The organism is Streptomyces sp. NPDC001027, from assembly GCF_040299045.1.
GTDB lineage: Bacteria > Actinomycetota > Actinomycetes > Streptomycetales > Streptomycetaceae > Streptomyces.
Genome location: NZ_JBEPBI010000072.1, coordinates 14,265 through 37,066 on the forward strand (window position 1 = coordinate 14,265; position 22,802 = coordinate 37,066).

Consider the following 22,802-nt stretch of genomic DNA (forward strand, 5'->3'; position numbering starts at 1 on the left):
AGGGCAGTCGTGCTCATGACATTCATGAGTCCACTGCCCCACCGGAGGCCGGACGAATCCGTCGATGCGAGGCGCGCCCGAACGCGGAGGACGGCGTCGGCGCGCTACGAGCGGTGGACGGTGACGCCGCCGACGAGACCCCACGCGTCGATCCGCACCGTCGGGCCGCCCGGCTCGCTCGGCCCGTCGTCCCTGACTCCGCCCAGCCGCAGCCCGCGCACCTCCACGCTCACGTCGGGGCGGACCTTGAGGCTGACGCCGCCGATCAGGCTCAGTTTGGTGATGCGCAGCTCGGCGTCGTCGGGGATGTCGACGTCCGTGAGATCGATGTCCGCGCCCCCGATGAGCGAGGCGGTGACGGTCCGTTCGTGCAGCGTGGCTCCCGCCAGGCGGTGGCCGCCGATCAGGCTGACCTTGACATCCGTCTTCTGCGGGCTCTCCCCGTTGTTCTTCGTCATGGGAAGTACCTTATTGGCGAGGGTAGTTGAGGTGTCAGTGCCCGCCGTCCGGTGTTGGGCATGACAAGTGTCATGTCGTCGGCGGCTCGGCGCCCGGGCGAGGCGACGGCGCACGGCGCCAGGGACTCGCGCGGCGCACACCGCTCACACGGCCATGGCCTCCTGGAGCCAGCGCGAGACGCGGTAGGGAAGCCACCAGGCGAGCTCGCCGATGCGCAGGACGAGGTGCTCGGCCGTGAACTCGCTCAGGACGTCGGCGTCCACGTCCGTGTGGTGCACCCCCGTGTCGAGCAGCGCGATGGCCTCCCGGTAGCGGGGTTCGTCGGCGGTGAAGCGGCGCAGGTCCCCCCAACGGCGGTCCCGGATCTGGACGAAGCCGGGCCCCTGGCGCCACACGAGTTTGCACAGGTAGTGCCGGGTCCGCCAGGCGTGCAGTGCCTCCTGCGCGTCTTCGAGGCCGGTGATCGTGCGCGGCGGCTGCAGGTGGGACAGGACCTTCCAGTCGTGAGCGGACTCCCGTGGCGAAAGGCGAAGGTCCCAGTCGACGGAGACGGCGCGTGCGGTGAGGTCGCGGACCAGGCACAGCCGGTCGACGGCCCGGCGTTGGGCCGTCGGATCGCCGGTGGACAGATCGACGTCCGTGTCGAGTTCGGCGTGGCGCACGCCCAGGTCCCAGAGGCGGTCGACCTCGTCGGTCTGCGCGCTCACCGGGAGTGACCCCAGCGACATGCCCGGCAGAGTGCGGGCCTGCGGGTCCAGGTCGCGCCAGGCGCGTATGGCGAAGTCCGGTGCGGTGGCTGTCATGCGTGGTCCTTCGTCCGGTTCGGGCTGCGGGCGGTCGGCGGCGGGCGGGGCCGGAGGGGCCGGAGGGGCCGGAGGGGCGGCGGGGCGGCGCTCAGGACGGGACGGGCGCGGGCCGTGTTTCGGCGGCGGTCTCGGACGGGGTATCGGTCCGGGTGTGGGCGTGGCGCATGTAGTCCAGACGCAGCAGGTCCTGGTTCACGGCGGCGGGGGCGATGTGCACGTACTGGCCCGCGTCGGTGAACACCACACCGTGTGCGACCCACTCCTTGAGCAGGGCCTCCACGTCCGTCGACGTGCACGACACGCCGTCGCCGCGGCCGGCGGCCGAGATCAGCTTGCGGTGCAGCGCCGCGACGGTGTGCGGCTGGTCCAGGAGGCGGAAGGCGGCGGTCTCGAACGGATCGGTGAGCTGCATCGTCCGCCAGGGGAAGGACGGCCGCCTGCTGACCAGCAGGATCCGGTCGCCCAGGTCGGTGTGGGTGAGGCGGGCGTCGGCGTGGTGCTTCTTCCAGGCGGCGATGGCGTCGTTGAGGAGGGTGACCGTCGGTTCGCCGATGCCGCGCTCCGGGGCCTGGAAGACGTACGCGAGGTCGTGCAGTTCCGCCTCGGGCAGGTCGTAGGTGAACAGGTAGTGCTCCTCGGGCCGCAGTCCGGTGAAGCCCAGTTCCGGGCGCTTGAAATACGGGCTGAAGCGTTCGATGGCGATGCGGGCGGACAGGTCGACCGGCGGGTTCAGGTGTTCCAGGGCGGGGAGTTGACGGATCACGGGTTCGTAGTCGTCCGCGGTCTCTCCGGGAAAGCCGTGCAGGTAGTTCCACGACACCGACAGTCCGGTCTCGGCCGCGTCGCGCAGCATGCGGACGTTCTGGCAGCCGCTGACGCCCTTGTCCATGAGGTCGAGGACGCGGCTGTTGAGGCTTTCGATGCCCGGCTGGACGTAGATGAGCCCGGCGTCCGCCAGCACCTGCAGCTGGGAGCGCCGCATGTTGGCCTTGATCTCGATGTGCATGCGCAGGTCGTAGCCGCTGTCGACGATGCGGGGCAGGACGGTGGACAGGTAGCGCATGTCCAGGATGTTGTCGACCACGTACATGTCGAGCACCCGGTGGCGCTCCGCCAGGTCCATGATCTCCCGGTAGAAGGTGTCGGGGCTCTTGCTGCGGAACTCCATGAAGGAGCCGTTGAGGCCGCAGAACGTGCAGTGGTGCTTCTCTCCCCACCAGCAGCCGCGCGCACCCTCCACGACCAGCTTGGGCTCCACCCAGTTGCGCGCCACGGACGCGGCGAGACGCTCGAAGTAGCCGCTGTAGTCGGGCGGCAGGATCGCCGCGGGCGGCAGCGGTCCGGTGGGCATCGGGTTCGCCTCGTGCCGGTTGTCCGGCGTGCGGTGGCACAGCCCCGGGACGTCGGCCGCGGCCGACGGGTCGCCGTCGCGCAGCGCGGTCAGCAGCCGGGGGAAGGCGTCCTCGCCCTCGCCGCGGACCACGTAGTCCACGAAGGGGAAGTTGCGGTGGACCGCGGCGCCCTGCTCGGCGTCGCAGTTGGCCCCGCCCATGACGGTCACGACGTGCGGGGCGAGACGTTTGATCTGCCGGGCCGCCGCCAGCGCCGCGGTGTTCTGCTGGAAGGTGGAGGTGAACCCGACCACGTCGGGCTGCAGATCCACGACACGGCGGGCCACGTCCGTGACGAACTCAGGTACGAGACGGTGCAGTTCACGGGTCATGCGCATCCGGGAGCGGCGCAGCTTCGACGTCATCACGTCGGCGAACTCGGACTCCCTCCACGTCGGGTCGTCGTAGAGCGCCGAGGAGAACACCCAGTCGCCACAGCCGAGGAAGTAGGAGGACAGGGCGTAGTACTCGTAGTCCTCGGCGGTGAACTCGGTGCGGCTGGTGATCCAGTCGGTGAACTCCAGATTGGCGTGCAGCACTTCGCACGTAGCGTCCGCGACCTTTTCGTCGACGCTTCGTTTCAGGATGCCGAGCGCCAGTGAGGGCAGGTCGATCGGGGACCAGGGCATGTTGACGAGAAGAACGCGCACGGTGGGCTCCTTGCGCACGGGCGGCTGACGGGACGGGAGGGGCGGAGGGAGCCCGGCCGGCCCTTGTCGCGTCGGGCCGGCCGGGCCGTGGGTCACTCCTCGTCGTCGCTCTCGGCGGCGTTGCGGAACGGGATGGTGATGGTGATGCCGATGCCCGGCTTGCGGTTCTCCTCGTCGCCCGCGAGCGGATCGTTGTGGATGATGTCCTTCTGCATGGTCGTCCTCCTTCTCGGGTTCATGGCGTGTGCTTCGGGCGGGTGGTGCTGTGCATGCCCGGTCCCGTCGCGTCGGTCAGCGGCGGGACCGGGGTCCACCCGGCTGCGCCGGGGGACGTGAGGGGGCGCGGGGCGCCGGTGCGGGCAGGTGCGTGCGCAGGAACATCAGGGAACGGCGCAGGACGGCGACGTGCGTCGCCCCGTCGTAGCCGTCGTGGCCGGTGTCGAGCCACATCTGCTCGTGGGCCACTCCAGCGGCGGTGAGGGCGTCGAGGTAGCTGCGGATCTGTTCGGGCGGGCACTTGACGTCCTTGTCCGCGCCCACCACCAGCAGGGGCGCCGTGACCTGAGACGCGAAGGTGAGGGGCGAGCTGCGGGCGTAACGGTCCGGCACCTGCTGCGGGGTGCCGCCGAACCAGCGCACGTCGAGGGCGCGCAGCGCGGGTGTGGTCAGCCGGTGGGCGGTCACCCAGTCGGCGACGGGCTTCACCGCGACGCCGGCCTGCCACAGCCCCGGCCGGGTGCCGAGGGCGAGCAGCACCAGGTACGCCCCCCAGGAGACCCCCCACAGGGCGGTGGCCCGGTCGTCGGCGAGCCCGCGACGGACGAGGTCGGCCCGGACGGCGGCCAGGTCGTCGACCTGTGGGTGACCGACGCCGGCAGCGAGGGCCCGCCGCCAGCGGGGGCCGTAGCCGGTGGAACCGCGGTAGTTGACCCGTGCGACGGCGTAGCCGGAGGCGACCAGGGAGTGCACGGTGGCGTCGTACGCGTCCCGGTCGTGGTCGGCGGGCCCGCCGTGCACCAGGAACACCGTCGGCGGCACGGGGGCGGCGTCGTCGCTCGCGGCGCAGTGCGGGTCGCCGTCGGCGGACGGAGGGCCGCCGGGGTGCGGCAGGCTGAGCAGGGTGTGGACCGGGCCGTGCGGGGTCGGGGTCCACAGCTCGGTGTGCCGTCCGGGCACGCGGGGCAGCAGACCGGGCGTCGGCAGGGCGGCGCCGTCGGTGGCGCGCGGCACGGGCGGGTGGGCGGTGTCCGTCCACAGGTAGTGCAGGGCCCCGCCCGCGCGCGGGGCCGCGTCGAGCAGGGTGCCCGGGGGAGTGGGGACGACGCGGCGGGTACGGCGGCGCAGGCACACCCGGTGCAGCAGCGAGCGTCCGTGGCGCTCCTGACGCACCAGCACGTCGTCGGCGTCGGGGTACCAGTGGGCGGTGATCTCCGTGTCGAAGCCGCACCAGGAGTGGGTGACCAGGCCGCGGTGCGGAGTCCAGGTGGCCAGCTGGTAGCCGTCCTCCACCTCGTGCACCAGCAGCAGTTCGGACCGGCCGGGCCGCGGCGAGAAGCCGCGGCACCAGAATCTCCCCGCGGGGCTGTCTGTTTCAGGCAGCTCGGCGACGATCCGGCCCGCCGAGGTGACCACGGTGACGCTCGCGTCGCCGTCGGACACGATCGCCAGGGCCGCCAGGTCGCCCTCCGGCGTGACGCCGCCCAGCCGGCCCTCCCCGGCGACGCCGAGAATGTCGCGTGGAGCCCGGCCGCGCGGGCCCAGCAGGAGCCGCGTCCCGCCGTTCCGCGGTGCGAGCGCCGCGGCGACCGTCCCGTCGGCCGTGACCGCCAGTCCGCGGGGGAGGCCTGCCGGGGCCCCCGGCAGGCCGGGCAGCCGGCAGCCCCCGTCGAACGGCTGGAACCACCAGTGCCCTCGGCCCTCGGAGTCCTCGTCGAACCACCACACGTACGCGTCGGAGTCGACGGCGCAGTGCACCGTTCCGTCGGGCCGGTCGGTGACCTGCCGGGTGCGACGGGTGGCCGCGTCCCAGGTGAAGACCTCGCACCGGCCGTCGGCGTCGGCCGTCAGCACCATGCGCCGGGCGTCGCGGGGGCACACGTGGGGCAGAGCGCTGAGGTAGACCCTGAAGGCGTCACCCACGGCGGTCCCCCGCCTTCGCGGCGTCGGGGGCGGCACCCGACGCGGCCGCGCGCAGCACGGCGGGCGCTCTCCACTGCGTGTGCACGGCGAGTGCGGCGAACAGAGCGGTGCACAGCAGCGGGGGCGTGCGGAGGCTCCCGGCGGTGACGAGGACGCCGGCGAGGGCCGGTGCGCCCGCCGCCGCCAGCGCCGAGACCGAGCCGAGCACGCTCGCGGTGCGCGACTGGAGGGCGAGGGGTGTGCACGCGACGGCGGCGCTGGACAGGACCACGGTGATCAGCGGGACGAGCAAGGACAGCCCGGCGAACGCGGCTCCCCAGCCGACCGCGCCCTGCGCCCACAGCAGCGAGCCGCAGGGGAGGGGCAGCAGCCAGGCCGTCAGGACGAGCAGGCGGGCCGCTCCGAGCCGTCGCACCAGAGGGGCGGCGACCAGCGATCCCAGCAGACCGGCGGCTCCGGCCGTGGCGAGGACCAGACCTGTGGCGGCGCTTCGCGCGTCGCCGCCCAGCTGGAACAGCGCTGTGTAGAACAGCAGTGTCAGCGCGCCCCCGGCCGTCGACGTCCAGACCAGGGCGAGGCGCAGCACCGGCGATGCGGCCACCGTCATGACACCGGCCTTCGCGGCGTCCAGCCGGTCGGTCCACGCTGCACGTCGGCCGGTACGGGCGTCGGCGTCGGCGGCAGCACCGGTGGCAGCGCCGGTGCCCGACGGCGGGTGCGGGGCCGGGGCGGGGCTGTCGAGAGGGGTGCGGACGGCTCGTACGCCCAGCGCCGCCGCCGCGTAACTGAGGGAGTCGGCCAGGAACGGCACGGGTCGGGCGAGCTGGAAGAGGGCGCCGCCGAGCGCCGGGCCCGCGATCAGCGACACCTGGTCGCCCACCTGCATGCCGGCTGACGCCCGCGGCAGTTCCTCGACGGTGGCCAGGCGGACGAGGGCTCCCCGCGAAGCCGCCTCATAGGCGACGGCGCACAACCGCTCCGCCAGGGCCAACGACACCACGACCCACAACGCGGGGCGGCCCAGACAGGCCAGGGCCAGTGTCCCCGTCGCGAGCGCGGCGAGCGCCGCCGACCACGTCATCAGGCGTCTTCGCCGCCCCCGGTCCGCAGGTATCGCGATCAGCGGACCGAGGACGACCCCGGTGAGCGCGGCGACTCCGGCGAGCGAGCCCGCGACGCCGGGGCTGTGGCCGAGTTCCAGGAGCAGCAGCGGAAGGACCAGCCCGGAGGCCTGGCTGCCCAGCCCGTCGACCGCGTTGACCCACCACAGGATCCTGAGGTCGCGGTGCGCCCGGGCAGGCGGATCGGCGGGCGGATCGGCCGGAGGTCCGGCCGCAGGTCCGGGCTTCTTCGGTTCGCGCGGCCGCTCGACGGCGGGTAAGTGCTCGTCCTGCGCTGGTACGGGCCCCCGGGGAGGCCGGCGGATCGGTGACGCGTCGACGTTCCCCACCCCCTCGTACGCCCGGGACGCCGCGTCGTGCACCGCGACATCCAGGGGGTGAAAGTGTGTGAGCTGAGAAAGTGAGCGGGAGCCTAACCATTGCTCAGCGTCAGCGACAAGTGCCGCACAGTACGCAGTAGAGGCCTTGTACCGCGACAAATGGCCGACGACCGACTGTTCACGGACAGGAGCCCGTGCAGGCAGTTCGGACGGGACGACGGGGCGGGCGCTTCGCCGGGGTGAGGCATTCCGCTTCACATCCGCATATCGACGGCGTCGCCCTCCCGACGACGCGTCACGCCGCCTTCGCCGCACGAGACGTGTCCATGGCACGGCACGTGTCCGTGTTCCCCGGGTCTCACGCCCCGGGCCGGCCGACGGGTCCCGGGCGGGCAACGGTTGCGCAGCCGAACGAGGACGCCCGCGAGCGCCGCCGACGAGGCGCGGGACACTGCGCCGACGGGCTGCCGGGCGCCGCGACGCGATCTTCCGCGACAGCGGCCCGTATGCGAGGTATTGGCCGACATCTGCCGTGCGTGCCCGCGCTCGTCGGCCCTGCGCGTGCCCGCCCCCGCCGGTCCGGGCTCAGGGCTGGTGGGGGTGCGGGTGCGGGTGCGGGGGCGGGTGGGGGTGCCGCACGAAGCTGAGGGAGGCGTGTCGCTCGCCGGCTTGCGGCGCGCGGGTCCAGGACCAGGTGGTGAAGGTGTGAAGTCTGCCCTGTGTCAGCGCGAAGCGGGGCAGTGACAGACCGAGTTCGAGGTGCAGGGCCTCCAGCATGCGCGATTCGTCGTCGAGTTCACCGGCCTCCGGACGGAACAGCACGTCGGGGTCCAAGCACTCGGGTATCTCGCCGGAGCGCTGGACCTCCGTGCCGCGCACGGTGAACGCGTAGAGCTCCCGGCCCCGCTCCGCGACCGAGAGATGGAACGCGGCATGATGCCTCGGGGAGGAGACCTTCGGCTCGCGCCACACCACGACCGCCCGGCCCGACACGGAGGCGGCCGCAGCGGGCGACGTGAACCGGTTGTTCAAGCGGCGGCCGGAGTGTCCGTCGAAGGCGAAAGCCCACTCCTGCGCGGTGCGCCCGACGGCGACCACGGCACGGTCCTCCCCGTGTCCCGCACGTGCCACGCCGTCCTGCTCGCCGGGCCTGAAGGCCCGCCAGATCAACTCGCGCGCGGTGGTGGGCGCGCTCAGACCGGTGCCCTCCTGCCCTATCAGGGAGGGCAGCGCGGCAGGGTCGGCGCCTTCGACCCAGACACAGCGGTATCCGTCGAACGGCTGCCCGTTGAGCGCGGGCCCCGTCAGCCACGCGAGGCCCGGCGGGTCGAGATCGGGCGTCGGGTCGGGCGCCGACTCGCGGACGTGGTCTGCCTGCCCCGCCCGCGGTGTGGCGAGGATGTCCCGTCCCCGTGCAGGCGTGATCAGGGGGCCGAGCAACGGATCGGCGAGGAGCCCGATCGGGGCGATCAGCTCCGGCCCCGGCGCCTCCCACTGTGGGAGCGCGGCCCGCAGCGTGCGCCACGCCGCGTCGGTCGCGCCCCAACGGGCCTCCTCCCGAGCCTCGGCGACGGCCCGGCCCCACCGACCGGGCGGCGTGTAACGGTGGACACCCTCCCGCAGGGAGCTCAGCACGGTCTCGGCGGTCTTGCGGTCCACTCCGCGCGCGGCCGTCATCGCGAGCCAGTGGTCGTCCCCGCCCAGCCGCCACTCGCCGCGCGCCGGCGTCATGGCCTCCACCGGCAGGATCTCCGGGAGGTATCGCGGGTCGGCCGAGAGGAGGCCGTAGTCCGGGGCACTGCCCGGCGCCGTCAGATGCTGAAGCTGCTGGAGCAGATGGCGGCTGTGCGGCCGTCCGAAGGAGAACGCCTCCTCGAGGAGGCGCAGGGCCTCCTCGTGGCGTCCGCGCAGGGCCGACAGGCGGGCCTCCTCCACCCGGGCGTCCTGGGTGCGCGTGGTCGTGTTCACGAAGTCGGCCCTGCCCGCCCGGCTGCCGTGGAAGCCTCGGTACATGGCCTCCATGTACGCGCGGAACGACGGGTAGCGCTCGGGCAGCTCTCCGCTCCACCCCTTGTACACGTAGAGCGCCCACTCGCCGTCCTGATCGACGTCACCCGGGTCGAGCAGGGCGCTGGACATGTCCGAGTCGGTCTCCAGGCGCAGCGCCCGCTGCCACATCCCGGCCAGCAGGACGTCGTCCGCACGGGGGTCGTCGCCCAGCGCCTCCTGGTACAGCGGGGTCAAGCCGTGCGGATCCTGGAACCAGCCGATGTCCGCGATGCCGCCGAGCACGTACACGCCGGCCGTCTGGTCCACGCGCCATCCGTCGCTGACGGACAGGAAGGCCCGGTACGACGGCGGCAGCCGCCGCCCCAGCCGCTCCTCGGCCGCGACGATCGCCGCCTCGTCCGCCCCCGGCCCGCCCAAGGGGCCGCCGCGCCCGCCGTCCTCGTCGCAGTCCTCGACGGCCTCGTCCGGGATCCACTCCTCCTGCCAACGTCCGAGGAAGTCGTGCCAGTTGAAAGAGTCACCGCTCATGCCCCGATGGTGCCACCCGGCACTGACAACGAAGGCATGCAGGCGGACAGGCAGACTGGCATCCGGGCAGGCGGGCGGGCCGGGGAAGGGCGGTCAGACGCCGCCTGTGTCGAGGAGCCGGTTGGGAGTGTCGGCGCGGACTCCGTGCAGGACGCCACGGGTGGCCGTCCGGTCGAGCCAGACGTGGACCTGCTGTGCCGTGGCGTGCGGGTGCGCCGAGAGATACAGGGCGATCACACCGGTCGCATGGGGGGCGGCCCAGGACGTCGCGCCGCCGTCCTCCGTCGCCGTGCCGCCGCCGGCGAGAGCGGCGGTCACCTTCTGCCCGGGTGCGTACAGGTCCACGCACCGTCCGTAGCCCGACCCGTAGGAACCGCTGTCGTTCCAGGGGCGGTCGCTCGGGGTGGAGGCCGCGACGACGATCGTGCCGGGGACGCCGGCGGGGGAGTGCTTGCAGGCGTCGTCGTGGTAGTTGCCGGCCGACACCACCGTCGGGATGCCCGCGTCGACCATCTTCTTCACCGCGGTCTCCAGGGCCGCCGACCGGTGGTCGAGGTTGAGCGACATGTTCACCACGGCGGGCTTCTGCGCGTGCGCGGTGACCCACTTGACCGACTTCACCAGCGCTGCCTCGGCCGCCGCGGGGGAGCTGCCGCCGCCCTCGCTCTCGCACACGATGCCCTGGACCCGCACGAGGTCCGCCTTGGGCGCCACCCCGTACTTCGCCCCGCCGATGACGCCCGCGACGAACGTGCCGTGGCCGACTCCGTCCTCGCCGAAGCAGTCACCGGAGTCCTTCGGGCCCACGAAGTCCGCGCCGAGGCGGGCGCGTCCGCCGAACTCCTTGTGGGTGACGTCCATTCCGGTGTCGATCACGTACACATGGACGCCCTTGCCCGTGGCCGTGGTGGTGAGCTTCCCGTTCAGCGGCCGGGACCGCTGGTCCAGGATGTCCAGGTTCCACGGCACGTGCCGGGTGAGGGACGATGCCGAGCCCTGCGCGTTCGCGGACAGCGGCTGCACCGTGGCGGGGGACCCCGGCGTCGCACCGGACCGCGCCTCGTCCCCCGACCGCGTCCCGTCCCCGGAGGGCGCCGCGGACCGCCCCTTGCCCTGGGCGGGATGCGCTCCGCCGCTCCCGGACGTCGAGTCCGCCTTGCCGCCGCAGGCCGAGGCCCCGAGCATCGTCGCCACGACCACCGCGACGAGACCGGCCTTCTTCATGTTCCGTGCCACAGCGTCCCCCAGATTTCAGCCCTGCACACAGTCGGCGCAGAAGACGACCACGGGCGACGCGCGGTTCCCGGCGGAGGCGCTGGTCCGGCTGCGCTACCCGGTGACCAGGGTCGTCACGCTCTGAGCGGGGAGCTGGACGGTGAAGGCGCCGTTGGCCACGGCGATCCTGCTCTGGGACGCGAGGTTCCTGCCCGCGTCGGTCAACCAGGACGAGACGCCGGACGAGCCGTTGTTCCGCAGGGTGAACTGCTGACTCACCTGCGAGGCACCCTTGTTGACGGCGACGATGACCACACGGTTGCCGCTGCCCTTGTACGCGGAGGTGTGGATGTTCGGCTGCGGATCGGGGGTCACGGCGATCCGTATGTGCCCCGGGCGGACGAACTTGGCGAAGTGCGCCATGCCGGCGCCGCGCTTGCTCATCCGCCCGTCCTCCCGCATGGGCCCGTAGCCGCGCCGGATGTACCACCACACGTAGGCCTGGAACTCGGCGTCCACCATCGCACGGTGGATGTGCTCCGCGACATTGAGGGCCTGGGGCCACAGATCGCCCGAGTCGCTGCTGTTGGGGTAGTACACCTCGGTCATCCAGAGGTCCTTGCCCCCGCCCTTCTGCTTGAAGAGGGGGTAGGGGAAGTTCGCGAACGAGGTGCCGTAGAGGTGTGCCCCCAGGATGTCCAGGTTGGCGAGTGCCGCGGCGTCGTTGAGGATCGGGTCGGAGAAGCTCTTCACGTACTGGAAGGACTCCGGGGCGATGACCCGGGTGCTGATGGACCCGGCGTTCTCCCGCAGGAACCTGGTCATCTCGCCCGGAGTCCACCACGTCCACTCCTGGGCGTAGTCGGGCTCGTTCTGCACGGAAATGGCGTATAAATTCACTCCGTTGCTCTTCATGTACGCCACGAAGTCGTTGAGGTGTTGCGCGTAGGCCCCGTACATGGAGTAGCGGAGCCGCTTCGCGTTGGTCTGCTGGCCTCGGACGAACGTCTCCACCATGTTCGCCGGGGGATTCCACGGCGACGCGAACACGGTCGCCCCGAGTTCGGCGGCGCGCTTGGCCGTTGCGACCTCGCGGCTCCAGTTCGCCCGGTCCTCGGCCACGGGGATTCTCAGCACGGAGAAACCGAGCTGACCTTCGCCGGCGCCGAACGCCGTGTCCCTCTGGGCGGCTGTCAGGTCGCCGATCCACAGTGAGTGGTTCATGCCGCCGAATCCGCGGATCGTCTGCCGCGTCGCCGACGGGTCGACGGTCACCGCCGTCGCTGCCGCGGACGGCGTGCGCGTCGCCCCGGCAGCCGGCGTCGCGCCGACGAGGACGGGCAGGGCGCTCATCGTCGCCAGAACGGCGCGGCGGCTGGGCGATTTCGGCCCGCTGCTGTCGGATGCGCGGTGCTGTGACGCCATGGTTCCTCCTGGACTCGGCGCTGATGTGTGCGTTTTCGCCGGCCGTTGCGGTGACGTTGCTCGACCTCGGTGCGCTGCGGTGACACGGGGTGACGCGCTGTCGAAGATTTCGAGGCCTTCAGTCGATCAAGGGCCGACGGAGAGGGAGCACGTGATGGGCCTCAATACGACCCGCCGACCCACAGACGGAAGCGGATCACGGACAGGCGTGGGAGCGCTCCCCCGGCGAATGTTTCGGAAGGTCGATCGATCGTGCAGCGGTGTAGAGGACCGTAGGTGCACCCTCTTGCATCGTCAAGCCTCAGGGAGCCGTCGCCGCGCGGCCGGGAGAGAATCGCCGTCAGGCTGACGTCGAGTGCTGCACGGCCGCCGTCGTCGCGTCCCGGTGCTCGACGTAGGCGGGCTGTGCGGCCCGACGCGCGGTCAGCGTCTCCCGTATCGCCCGAGCGGTGGCGGCCGCGTCGTAGCCGTCGGCGACGCCCGGCACGAGGACGATGTCGCCCTTGATGTGTCGCGAACGCAGCGGGGCGATCTCCTGGTAGGCGTCCGAGCCCCACCATGACCGCGCCTGGTCGAACGAGGGGAAGCCGATCACCACGACGTGTCCGGGCCAGCTGCCCTCCACCACCTCGTGCTGGGCGCCGTGCACCAGGAAACGGCCCCCGTACGGGGCGAAGGTGGCCGTGATGCGCTCGATGTACTCGGCGATCTCCTGGTGGGGAGAGGCCTCTTGCAGGTGCGCGATCGCGTAGGCAGACATGTGGGTCCTCCGGGCTCGTCGGCTCGTCGTGCTCGTCCTCGTGCCACGAGCCTGACACCACGACGTCCCGTGGTCGATGACCTCTCAGGTAGGTGCGCCGACCGGGGCCGCGGCGACGCATCCGACCCACGGCGTCCACCAGTCGCGACGTCCGGTCGACGTTCGGTCGACGTCTGTTCGACGTCCGGTCATGTGGGGATGCAGGCGACGGTGTTCGGGTCCGGTGACCAGTTGGTGAAGGTCGCGTTCATGGTCGTGGTCGAGCGCCCGCAACGCCGCCTCGACCTTTCCCCGGACCGTTAGAGTGCCCGCACCGTCGCCGCAGTTCCGGAATGCGCCGGCCGCCCCGCGACACCGGTGCGCCCCTCCGGGCCTGGCCGGCGCGGCGTCCGCACGGGGACCGCTCCCCGCCCCCCCATCGCCCCGGAAGGCGCACGCCGTGACCACCCGCACCACCCGCACCTCCGCTCCCGCACGTCGCCTTGCCATAGCCGTCGTCGCCTGCGTCTCTCCGCTCTCCCTGGCCGCCTGCGGTCTCGTCGACTCCGTCGGCGACGACGCGAAGACCCCGTCCAGGAACGACGACATCACGGTCGGCCTGCTCCTGCCCGACACCGAGACCAGCCGCTTCGAGAAGTTCGACTACCCCCTCATCAAGAAGGACGTCGCCGGCTTCACCGACGGCAAGGGCACGGTGAAGTACGCCAACGCCGGGGCGGACGCGAAGGTGCAGCTGAAGCAGCTCAAGGACATGATCACCGCCAAGGTGGACGTGATCCTGGTGGACGCGGTGGACGCCCAGAGCATCAAGGGCGGCGTGGAGAAGGCCAAGGAGGCCGGCATCCCCGTCATCGCCTACGACCGGCTCGCCCAGGGACCGATCGACGCCTACGTCTCGCACGACAACGAACTCGTCGGCGAGGTGCAGGGCCGCTCGCTGCGGGAGGCTCTCGGCGACAAGGCGGCCACCAGCAAGATCATCATGATGAACGGCTCGCCGGAGGACCCCAACACCGCCCTGTTCAAGGAGGGGGCGCTCAACGAGCTCAAGGGCAACGTCGTCATCGCCGAGACCTACTCCACCTCGCGCTGGCTGCCCGGCGTGGCGAAGGCCAACATGAAGAAGGCGATCCGAGCCGTCGGGCTGAACGGCATCGCCGCCGTCTATTCGGCGAACGACGGCATGGCGGGAGCCGTCATCGACGCGATGAAGGAGGCGGGCGCCACCAAGCTCCCGCCGGTGACCGGGCAGGACGCGGACCTGGCCGCCGTGCAACGGATCATCTCGGGCGAGCAGTACATGACCGTCTACAAGCCGTTCCTGCTGGAGGCGGAGCAGGCCGCGAAGATGGCGGTGGCCAAGGTGCAGGGGCGCTCGCTCGAGTTCGACGCCCTTACCCGCGACAAGGTCGACAGCCCGACCCAGAAGGGCATTCCGGCGAGCCTGGTGCCGGTGGTCGCCGTCACGAAGGACGACATCGAGGACACGGTCGTCCGGGACGGCGTCTACACCGTCAAGGAGATCTGCACCGCCGAGTTCAGGGCGGACTGTGCCGCCATCGGTCTGAAGTAGCCTCCACGGCACGTCCCTTGAGACGGCCGCGCTGCACGCCGCCGCATCGCACGAGGGCAGTTCGCCTCCCGGCCGTCGGGCACACGGTCCGAGTGCGGTGCGGAGCCGGCGCAGCCGATGTCATGGGATCGCTGATGTGGGGCACCCGCCTCGGCATGCAAGGACATGGAACGTACGCCATGAGCGGCCCGCAGGGCAGTCGCGTGCACGAGGCGCAGTCCTCGGCGCAGCGCGTCGGGGGGAGGCATCGGCGCCCCGGCAGGCGGGAAGGCCGGTGGCGCCGCAGAATTCTGGCCTATCGCGATGTCCGGCTGATGCCCGCCGTCTCTCCTCGCGGGCCGGACGAGGAGTGCCTGCTGCTCGTGCACGTTCGCAAGGTGGTCGGCCAGGTGACGTACCGGGTGTGCGGCGAGTGCGCGGACGGGGTGATCACCGAGGTCGTGCTCGACGAGCCGTTCCGTACCTGTGGACTGGGCACGAGGGCGCTGTCGCATCTGCGCGCCAGGTACCCGGGACTGACATGGCGCACCACACTCGACACCCGTCTCATACGTGACCTCGTGCACCGGCTGCGCATCCCCAGGGCGGGTGCGACGGGCGTGTGCTCACACCTGCGGTCGTCCGCCGTGGCTTCCCCCGGCCGCCCCGGCTGATCCCGTGATCGGCTCCTTCTCCGCCGTCCCCGGAGCCGTTCTCCCCTGAGCGGCGCCGCCGTGGGCCGGTCGGGGCGTGGTCCGTGCGGCGTTCCCGGGCCAGGGGGCGCCGGCGGATACGCTCACGCTGTGTGAGGGGGCTGTCGGGGAAGGAGGGCGCAGGGCGGTGCTCCGTCGTGAGCGTCTCGTGAGGACGCTGACCTTCTACATCCGACCCGCTTTCGCCTTGCGCGTGATCGGCCGGTTCCAGGCGGTCATCGGGTTCGACCGTTCGATGGCGCTGGCGTCGAGCGCGTTCACCGCGCTGATCCCGCTCACGGTGCTGGCCGGGGTCGTGGTGGGCGGCATGGTCCAGGTCGACGCGGCGGAGCGGATCATCAGCCGATACGACCTGGACGGGGCCGGGGCGGAGGCCGTGACGTATCTGTTCTCGCCCGCGCAGGAGGCGGACACCGGCACCGGCGTGCTCGGGGTGCTGTTTCTGATTCTTTCCGTGCTGAGTTTCGCGCGCGCGGCGCAGCGGCTGGTGGAGCAGACCTGGGGGCTCTCGCCGCTCAGCGTGCGCAACTCCCGCAACGGCCTGTGGTGGATCCTGTCCCTCGGCGGCTATGCCCTGGTCAGCGGATGGCTCTCCGCTGTGCTCGGCGGATGGGCAGGGGGCCTGCCGGCGGCCGTGTGCGAGGCGGCGGTGAGCGCGGTGTTCCTGGTGTGGAGCGGCCGGCTGCTGTCGGCGAAACGGGTCCCGGGCGTCGAGCTGATCCCGTTCGGGATCACCGGGGCGGTGCTGATCAGCCTGTACTCGTGGGCAGCTCCCCTCTATCTGCCGCGTCTGTTCAATTCCTACGCGGACCGCTACGGAGTGGTCGGCGCCGTCTTCGCCATGCTCTCGGCCCTGTTCGCCGCCATGCTCGTCATCGTGGTCTCGGCCGTGCTGGGGCGCGAGATCAGCGAGGAGCTGGCGCGTCTGCGCCAGGGCCTGCGCCCCTCCGAGCACGAGGTCCGCAGGCAGTGGGAGGAGGTGCTGGAACAGGCGCGTTCACGCTGGCGCACGGCACGCGGGGACGCCGTCCGGCGCCGCAGAAGGCGCGGCTCGACGGGTCGTTGAGCGGGGCCGCCATGACCGGGAGGGCTTGCATGACAAGCTGTCCTTTCCACTGCCCGGTCCCAGGAGGTCACCATGGCTGGAGAGTCTTCATCGCCCGAGAGCACGGAGCCGGTCGACAGCGACCAGGCCGCCCTCACGCCCGACGGCGGCCAGGACGACTTGAAGCGCAAGTTCCGAGAAGCCCTGGCGCGCAAACGCGGGATGCAGGCGGACGCCGCCGACGTCGCCGCGAACACCGACACGTCCAAGGTGCACGGCGCACACGGTCCGGCCGCAAGCCAGCGCTCGTTCCGTCGCAAGAGCGGCTGAGTTCCGGGCGCCATCGCTGAGGCGGCGCCTTGGAGTGCGTCGTCCCCACCGCCCTGGGGGGTGGGCGTGGGGACGACGGAGCTCGGTGGCCGGGGGGAGGGCCTTGATCCGAGCTTGTGACGCGCATGCTCGCGATCGAGTAATGTACACCTTGGGATCCACGATTGTGTCGTAGGTCACAGCGTGCGGCCGTGTGTTCGACGCGCAGAGCGAGACCCGACGCCCGTTTCTGAGACCGGGAAGACGCGGTGACGGCTGCGCCATGCCGGGGTGTGACAGGTGCCATACCCCCGGATGGGCCGATCTTGGAATGCATTCCCTCCTGTCGTCGCTGCACTCGTTGGAGCCCCCTCTGTGCGGGGGAGCCGGGCGATGGCGGCCGGCCCTGGACGGCCACGACCGCAGCACGGCTGTGGCGTGCGTCTGCTCCGTCGTCTCCGGACCCGCTGCGGTGAAAGGTGTCCCCGTTCCATGCCCCTGGCTCTGCTCGCTCTTGCCCTCGTCGCGTTCGGCATCGGCACGACCGAATTCGCCACGATGGGGCTGCTGCCCCAGATCGCCGACGGAATCGGCGTGTCCGTGCCGCAGGCCGGCAACATCGTCTCGGCCTACGCGCTCGGCGTCGTCGTCGGCGCCCCGGTGCTGACGGGCCTCGGCGCGCGCGTCTCCCACATGCGCCTCCTGCTCCTGCTGTCCGGGCTGTTCGTGGTCGGCAATGTGGCGTCCGCCCTGGCTCCCGACTTCGGCCTGCTGTTCGCCGCTCGATTCCTGGCGGGTCTGCCGCACGGAGCGCTGTTCGGCGTGGGCGCTGTCGTGGCCTCCCGCCTGGTCGCCCCCGACCGGGCCGGACGGGCGGTCTCCAGGATGTTCCTCGGGCTCACCGTCGCGAACATCGTCGGGGTGCCGGCCGGCACGGCGCTCGGCCAGCAGCTGGGCTGGCGATACGCCTACTGCGCGGTCGCCGTCATCGGTCTCGTCGCCCTCGCCGCGCTGGCCGCCTTCGTCCCCCACCAGCCGCGCGGCCACCAGGCCGGCATCCGGCACGAGCTGCGGGCGATGGGAAACCGGCAGGTCGTTCTCGGTCTGGTCACCGCGGTCGTGGGATTCGGCGGCTTCTTCGCCGTCTACAGCTACCTGGTGCCGATGCTGACCCACCTGACGGGCTTCACCGACGCCTCGACGACCTGGGTTCTCGCGCTGTACGGCCTCGGTATGACGCTGGGCACGCTGGTCGCGGGCCCGCTGACGGACCGCGCGCTGCGCCCGACGTTGTACGGAGGGTTCGCGCTGCTCGGCGCGACGCTCGTGACGTTCTACCTCACGGTGCACAGCGCCGTTCCCGCGCTGATCACGCTCGTCGTCATGGGCGCGATGGGAGCCCTCGTCACCACGCCCCTGCAGATGCTGCTCATGGCCAAGGCGAAGAACGCCCCGACGATGGCGGCGGCCTCCAACCACTCCGCCTTCAACCTCGCCAACGCGGGGGGCGCCTGGCTCGGCGGTCTGGTCATCTCGGCCGGCTGGGGCTGGGCTTCGCCCGCTCTGGTCGGCGCCGCTCTCGCGGCCGTGGGACTCGGGCTCGCGGTCCTCGGCGGCCTCATGGACCGCGGGGCCGGGGTCTCGGAACTGATCGCGTCGTCGGGCGCCGAAGCCAAGACCGAGGCCGGACACGTCCCGACGGTCTGAGGACGACCGCGCCGCCGGCCGGCGCCCACCTCACCACGAGGGCGTCAGCCGACTCTCCCCCTTCGGCCTCTTTTCGACTGACTCCGTGCCGCTTTCCGGCGTCGGCCTGTCAACCGACGGGCGGTCGACAGGCCGAGGAACCAGGGGAACCGGTCAGACCGGCTTGATCGTCCACAGCAGGTTGGTGCTCTGCTGCCATGTCCACTGTTTGGTCACGGACCCGGAGGCGACCTTTCCGCCGCCGTCGAGGACCAGGCCCGTGCTGCGGTTGGCGATCGAGTACTGGCCCTGGCCGCGGTGGGTGATCTGCCACTGCTGGGTGACACCGCCGTCCCAGGCTTTCTGCCGGGCGGGGTCACCGTTGGCGGTGGAGCCCCAGCCGTCGGCGACCATGCCGTTGGTGCGGTTGACGAGTCTGTAGTACCCGTTGCCGAGTTCGACGGCCTGCCACTGCAGATTGGTGGAGTTCACCGCCTCCCACTGCTTCAGGTTGGAGCCGGCGGCGACATTGCCGCCGCTGTCCAGGACCAGGCCGTTCGTGACATTGGTCAGGCGGAGGTACGCGGCGGGGGCGAACGTCACCTTCAGGGAGGCGATGGCGTCGTTGTTGCCGGTCACGCGCAGATCGGGGGCGTCCGACGTGAACGTCCAGGCGGTGCCCGTGAAGTTGTCGCCGGAGTAGCCCGTCACCTGGAATCCGGCGGGCACCCGGAGGGAGGAGGCCATGGCGGGCCCGAGGCCGGCGGCGGTCAGCTGGGAGGACGTGTAGCTGCCGAGCGGCAGGTCGGCGCGAGTGCCCTGGTAGTCGACGTGCTGGAACACCGCCGGCGCGGAGAGGCTCACGGGCATGCCCTGGACCTCGACGCACACCACGGAGACCCTCGCGTCCGGCGCGGTGGCCGGCACGGTGACGCTGATCTGGTCGGAGAGGGTGTACGGCAGTGAGACCGAGGGGTTGTTCATCAGGTAGACGCGGTTGATGGTGTTGTCGATCGCGGGGATCTGGAGCTTGCCGTCCGTGGGCCAGGTGAACACATGGGCGAAGAGCTTGCCGTTCTTCTTGGTGACCTTCCCCCACGCGGGCTCGGTGGTCGACGGGCTGCCGCTGGTGCCGTGGATGCTGTCGCCGTACGTCGACATCCACGAGGCCAGGCCGTTCAGCACGGTCTGCGTTCCCGCGGTGACCGAGCCGTCGCCCTTGGGGCCGATGTTCAACAGGAGGTTGCCGTCCCGGGAGACGACCGTGACCAGCTCCTGGACGACGTCCTTGACGGATCGGTACGAGTTCTCACTCGACGCGTTGTAACCCCAGGCGCCGTTCATGGTGGCGCACCGCTCCCACGGCCGGCTCATCGGTGCGGCGGGTATCCCGAACTCCGCGACGGCGTAGTCGCCGAGGCCGTGGTCCCGCTTCACCCGTTCGTTGACGATGAGGCCGGGCTTGCGGGCGATCAGCCAGTTGTAGAGGTCGACGCCGTCCGACGCCAGCCACCAGTCCTCGAGCGTGGGGCTGGACGGCTCGTCGAACCAGTCGCCGTCGAACCACAGCAGCGCCGGGTCGTAGCGATCCAGCAGTTCCTGAAGGTGTGCCTTGAGGTCGGCGAGGTAGGCGGTGCGGGCGGCCTGCGAGGACATCGTGGTGAGACCGCCCTCGTGACGGTCGGTCTGCGAAGGGTGGTTCCAGTCGAGGATCGAGTAGTACAGGCAGAACTTGATGCCACGGCTCTCGCACGCCGTCTTGAGGTCCATCAGCGGGTCGCTCTGCACGCCGTGGTAGTCGTGCAGGTTGTACCGCTTGGCGCCCGTGGTGTCGGTGAAGCCGGCGACGTCGGAGTCCCACATCGCGAAGCCCTCGTGGTGCTTGGCGGTGATCACCAGGTACTTCATGCCGGCGTTCTCGGCCAGCTCGGCGATGGCGTCGGCATTGAACTGCGTCGGGTCGAAGTTCTGGGTGACCTGGGTCTGGTAGTTCGCCTTGCTCCACTGCTGACTGTCGAACGCCCACTCGCCCTGGCCGAGCTGGGAGTAGGACCCGAAGTGGATGAACATTCCGAACCTGGCCTGGTACCACCAGTCCATCTTCGAGGGGACGGTGTACGCCTGGGCCGCGGTGGGCCAGAGGCCCTGCGGCAGACCGAAGGCCGCGATGCCTCCGGCGAGGGCGACGGCCTTCATCAGAGAACGTCTGCTGAGGCGAGCTGACGACATGGTGCGGCTCCGTGTGTCGGGGGCAGGGCGTGCGGGAGCGGACTGCCGACCGGGGCCACGGTCCTTCCGCCGCCCCGGACAGGAGACATCGGATGGATTTATAGAGGCTCGGCGGCGGTCACGTCTAGATGCGGGCGGAACTGGCGACGGGATGGCGCAAATCCGGCCCACTTTGGGGGCATTCACCTTCACGGGGGCGAGGTGCAGGTGGGTGAAAGAGGTAGATACATCGGATCTATTGCGGGTAAGTCGCTTCGGCGAGGCGGAAGAGGCGTCCACAGCGGAAAAACGCGACCGCGCGACGGACCCCGCGCCGACAGGCGCCTTGGCGACCTCCGCCACCGTTGAATGCTCGATTCCTTCATCCGAACGCTTGATTCGAGCGTCGAGGACCGGCATGGTGGCGGAATCACATGCACGGTCAGTTGTTTCGGTCGGAGGAGAAGTGCTCGATGGATGACATCGACCGGGCCATCCTGCGGGAGCTCCAGGTCGACGGCCGTATCCCGTACGCCGACCTGGGACCCAAGGTCGGGTTGTCGCCCTCGGCCGCGAGGCTGCGGTTGCAGCGGCTGATCGACAGCAAGGTCGTTCAGGTCGTCGGGGTGACCGATCCGATGACCATGAACCGGCAGACGATGGCGCTGCTGGGCCTGCGCATCGGGGGCGACTCCCGCGCGGTGGCCGACGAGCTGTCCCAGCACGACGAGGTCGTCTACACGGTCCTGACCTCCGGCCGCTACGACCTGTTCACCGAGGTCGTGTGCAGCAGCCCCCGCACTCTCCTGGACTTCGTCAACGACGTCGTCCGGGCGGTCGACGGCATCACGTCCGTGGAGAGCTTCCCCTACTTCGGCATCCACACCCACCGCTTCCTGTGGGACGTCGACCAGTGACACCCGCAGCGCCCGACAGCCGCGCCTCGGACCCCGGGTCCGTCCAGTCAGCCGAGGAACCCCGCATGCCGCACGACGCACACCGCCCCGTCGACTTCTTCGCCCACGGCTCCCTTCCGGTACCGCAGGTGACCTGCGCCCAGGCCGAGCGCATCGCCGCCCGCCACCTCGGCGTCTCCGCTCGTGCCACGCCCCTGGGGAGTCAGCAGGACGCCAACTTCCTGCTCCGCGCGGACGACGGGACAGCACCGCTGATCCTGAAGATCGCCAACCCCGCCTTCGGCCCGGTGGAGATCGACGCCCAGGACACGGCCGCCGATCTGATCGCCGCGGCGCACCCGGAACTGCGCGTGGCGACCGTGGTGCGCCACACCGACGGCTCTCCGCGCCGCACCACGGTCGACATCGGGGGGCGACCGGCCGTCGCCCGGCTGCTTCGCTTTCTGCCCGGCGGACCGCTCACCGGTTCCCGTCACCTCTCCCCGGTCACGGTGGCCGGCATGGGCGCCGTCGTGGCGAAGGTCAGCGGCGCCCTGCGGGACTTCCGGCATCCCGGCCTCGAGCGGGTGCTCCAGTGGGACGTGCGGCACGCGTCCCGTGTCGTCGCCGAGCTCGCCGGGCACATCGACGACCCGGACCGGCGCGACGCCGTCCGCACCGCGACCGTCGAAGCCTGGGCCGCGGTGGAGAGCCACGCCGCCGCGCTGCCGTCGCAGGCCGTGCACCTGGACCTCACGGACGACAATCTGATCCGTTCCCTCGTCGGACACCCGCCGATGCCCGACGGCATCATCGACTTCGGTGATCTGACGACGAGTTGGGCGGTGGGCGAACTGGCCGTGTCGCTGTCCTCGATGCTCCACCACGACGGCGTCGAACCGCACCACGTGCTGCCCGCCGTCCGGGCCTTCCACGCGGCGCGGCCGCTCTCCGTGCAGGAGGCGGAGGTGCTGTGGCCCCTCGTGGTGCTGCGCGCCGCCGTCCTGGTGGCCAGCGGCCATCACCAGGCCGCCGTGGACGAGGAGAACGCCTACGCCTCGGCCGCTCTCGACCACGAGTGGCTCATCTTCGAACGGGCCACCCGGCTGCCCCATCAGGTGATGACCGGCCTCGTCAGGGACGCGATCGGTGCGGCCGACGCCCCGTCCCGCCCCCATGCGCCGACCCGAACCGTTGCCGCGTCCCGAGCCGATGCCCCGCCCCGAGCCGACGCACCGGCGGGGACCGAGGCGGCCGTGCACGGTCTGCTGCGGGGCGTGACCGCCGCCGACATCGGCTTCCTCGACCTGTCCACCGGCGCGGACTCCATGGACCGCGGGGCGTGGCTCGCCGCGGACGCCGAGCACCGGTCCGCGCTCGCCGCGCTCGAGGACGGAGCCCGCGTGGTGGCCACGCGGCATGCGCAGGCACGGCTCACCCGGGCCCCGGCCCTGTCGGCGGAGTCCCCCGCCACGGTGCCCACCGGGATCGAGCTGTGGCTCGGACAGGCCGTGGTGGCGCAGGCCCCCGCCGCGGGAGAGGTCCTCGCCGCGGCGCCGGGCCGCGTCG

Annotated in this window: 17 protein-coding genes and 1 pseudogene; 7 read left to right on the forward strand and 11 right to left on the reverse strand. The window is 71.4% G+C overall.

Annotated elements, in window-relative coordinates:
• Window positions 1-104 precede the first annotated feature (104 nt).
• From ABT300_RS20930 to ABT300_RS20975, 10 genes and pseudogenes are all read right to left on the reverse strand, one after another.
• Window positions 105-458: a hypothetical protein gene (locus tag ABT300_RS20930; RefSeq protein ID WP_351677774.1), complete on the reverse strand. Its 354-nt coding sequence runs from the start codon at window positions 456-458 to the stop codon at window positions 105-107.
• Between the two features lie 144 nt (window positions 459-602).
• Window positions 603-1,262, reverse strand: coding sequence for a DUF5825 family protein (locus tag ABT300_RS20935; RefSeq protein WP_351677776.1), 660 nt, complete (start codon window positions 1,260-1,262; stop codon window positions 603-605).
• Between the two features lie 91 nt (window positions 1,263-1,353).
• Window positions 1,354-3,306 (reverse strand): RiPP maturation radical SAM C-methyltransferase, encoded by a 1,953-nt coding sequence (locus ABT300_RS20940; RefSeq protein ID WP_351677778.1) that lies wholly within the window; start codon window positions 3,304-3,306, stop codon window positions 1,354-1,356.
• A 92-nt stretch (window positions 3,307-3,398) separates the two neighbouring features.
• Window positions 3,399-3,521 (reverse strand): hypothetical protein, encoded by a 123-nt coding sequence (locus ABT300_RS20945; RefSeq protein WP_266720057.1) that lies wholly within the window; start codon window positions 3,519-3,521, stop codon window positions 3,399-3,401.
• Window positions 3,522-3,597: 76 nt separating this feature from the next.
• Window positions 3,598-5,445: a S9 family peptidase gene (locus ABT300_RS20950; RefSeq protein ID WP_351677782.1), complete on the reverse strand. Its 1,848-nt coding sequence runs from the start codon at window positions 5,443-5,445 to the stop codon at window positions 3,598-3,600.
• Entirely contained in the window at window positions 5,438-6,928 is a 1,491-nt protein-coding gene (locus ABT300_RS20955; protein WP_351677785.1) for an MFS transporter, read from the reverse strand. The genes ABT300_RS20950 and ABT300_RS20955 overlap by 8 nt, the downstream gene beginning before the upstream one ends.
• A 543-nt stretch (window positions 6,929-7,471) precedes the next feature.
• Window positions 7,472-9,424, reverse strand: a complete 1,953-nt coding sequence (locus ABT300_RS20960) for an SMI1/KNR4 family protein (protein WP_351677788.1) — start codon at window positions 9,422-9,424, stop codon at window positions 7,472-7,474.
• Between the two features lie 93 nt (window positions 9,425-9,517).
• The gene (locus ABT300_RS20965; protein ID WP_351677790.1) at window positions 9,518-10,660 is read right to left on the reverse strand and encodes a S8 family peptidase; all 1,143 of its coding nucleotides are present in this window, start codon (window positions 10,658-10,660) and stop codon (window positions 9,518-9,520) included.
• A 93-nt stretch (window positions 10,661-10,753) separates the two neighbouring features.
• Window positions 10,754-12,064 (reverse strand): glucuronoarabinoxylan endo-1,4-beta-xylanase XynC, encoded by a 1,311-nt coding sequence (gene xynC / locus ABT300_RS20970; RefSeq protein ID WP_351677793.1) that lies wholly within the window; start codon window positions 12,062-12,064, stop codon window positions 10,754-10,756.
• A gap of 418 nt (window positions 12,065-12,482) precedes the next feature.
• Window positions 12,483-12,824, reverse strand: a pseudogene (locus tag ABT300_RS20975) (DUF1330 domain-containing protein); the annotation flags it as partial.
• A 439-nt stretch (window positions 12,825-13,263) separates the two neighbouring features.
• On the opposite strand from ABT300_RS20975, the gene ABT300_RS20980 reads away from it, so the two are divergent.
• The 5 genes from ABT300_RS20980 (at window position 13,264) to ABT300_RS21000 (ending at window position 18,150) form a co-directional block, all read left to right on the forward strand.
• On the forward strand, window positions 13,264-14,397 hold the full coding sequence (locus ABT300_RS20980; RefSeq protein ID WP_351677796.1) for a sugar ABC transporter substrate-binding protein: 1,134 nt from the start codon (window positions 13,264-13,266) through the stop codon (window positions 14,395-14,397).
• A 179-nt stretch (window positions 14,398-14,576) separates the two neighbouring features.
• A complete protein-coding gene (locus tag ABT300_RS20985) occupies window positions 14,577-15,050 on the forward strand; it encodes a hypothetical protein (RefSeq protein WP_351677799.1) in 474 nt (157 codons plus the stop codon).
• A 166-nt stretch (window positions 15,051-15,216) separates the two neighbouring features.
• The gene (locus ABT300_RS20990; RefSeq protein WP_351677802.1) at window positions 15,217-16,155 is read left to right on the forward strand and encodes a YhjD/YihY/BrkB family envelope integrity protein; all 939 of its coding nucleotides are present in this window, start codon (window positions 15,217-15,219) and stop codon (window positions 16,153-16,155) included.
• 72 nt (window positions 16,156-16,227) lie between these two features.
• Window positions 16,228-16,464 (forward strand): DUF5302 domain-containing protein, encoded by a 237-nt coding sequence (locus ABT300_RS20995; protein WP_351677805.1) that lies wholly within the window; start codon window positions 16,228-16,230, stop codon window positions 16,462-16,464.
• 471 nt (window positions 16,465-16,935) lie between these two features.
• The gene (locus ABT300_RS21000) at window positions 16,936-18,150 is read left to right on the forward strand and encodes an MFS transporter (protein ID WP_351677808.1); all 1,215 of its coding nucleotides are present in this window, start codon (window positions 16,936-16,938) and stop codon (window positions 18,148-18,150) included.
• Between the two features lie 153 nt (window positions 18,151-18,303).
• Here ABT300_RS21000 and ABT300_RS21005 read toward each other — a convergent pair whose 3' ends face one another.
• Complete coding sequence (locus tag ABT300_RS21005; protein ID WP_351677811.1) at window positions 18,304-20,358, reverse strand: alpha-L-fucosidase; 2,055 nt, start codon at window positions 20,356-20,358, stop codon at window positions 18,304-18,306.
• Window positions 20,359-20,810: 452 nt separating this feature from the next.
• Between ABT300_RS21005 and ABT300_RS21010 the strand changes: the two genes are divergently transcribed.
• Together ABT300_RS21010 and ABT300_RS21015 are read left to right on the forward strand one after the other, a co-directional pair.
• Window positions 20,811-21,254, forward strand: a complete 444-nt coding sequence (locus ABT300_RS21010) for an Lrp/AsnC family transcriptional regulator (RefSeq protein WP_351677814.1) — start codon at window positions 20,811-20,813, stop codon at window positions 21,252-21,254.
• Window positions 21,255-21,319: 65 nt separating this feature from the next.
• On the forward strand, window positions 21,320-22,802 hold a 1,483-nt coding region (locus tag ABT300_RS21015), incomplete at its 3' end, for a phosphotransferase (RefSeq protein ID WP_351677817.1).